This is a genomic window from Vibrio sp. 10N.222.49.C9, assembly GCF_041474985.1.
GTDB classification, from domain to species: Bacteria; Pseudomonadota; Gammaproteobacteria; order Enterobacterales; family Vibrionaceae; genus Vibrio; species Vibrio crassostreae_C.
In genome coordinates, this window is the sequence record NZ_JBFRVD010000173.1 from 1 (window position 1) to 591 (window position 591).

Genomic DNA, 591 nt, shown 5'->3' on the forward strand with positions numbered 1-591 from the left:
GGTAAATGCTAGAGACGTGGATTTGATCATATCAATGAAATAGTTCATCAAAGAGGGCAGGGCGACGCGTGTAGCCTGTGGAAGAATGACTCTTTGCATTGCCTGACGTGTGGTCATGCCAATAGAGAGGCTTGCCTCCATTTGGCTGCGATCAATACCAATGATGGCTGCTCGAATACTCTCTGCCATGTAAGCTGCAAAGTGCAATGTAAGGCCAATGACCGCAGCACTAAAGGCATCTATGCCCACCATTATCGGGAATACCTGTGGCAGTCCGTAATAAAGTAGGAACAGCTGTACTAACAGTGGTGTACCACGAAAGAAGCTGATGTACAGCTGGCTGAGCTGATCCAGCACAGGGACCTTAAACACTCGAATATTGGCTAGGATGAGGGCTAAAATCAGGGCAAAGATACCGCCCCATATTGCCATCTCCATAGTCGTGCCTAGATACTTAAACAGTATCGGTAGCAGTTCCAGCATGTAGTTAAAATCAAATCCCATCTTGTTACATCTCTTCGTTTAAAAAGCAAAGCCCACTATCTCCGCAGAAATAGTGGGCTCCAAGCCTTATTAGGCTGAGCTAAATCT

General features: G+C 46.2%; 1 protein-coding gene. It reads right to left on the reverse strand.

The window, feature by feature from the left end:
- Positions 1-504 (reverse strand): amino acid ABC transporter permease (locus AB4585_RS22575; protein WP_372171051.1); only part of this gene is annotated, 504 nt, incomplete at its 3' end.
- Positions 505-591: the final 87 nt, after the last annotated feature.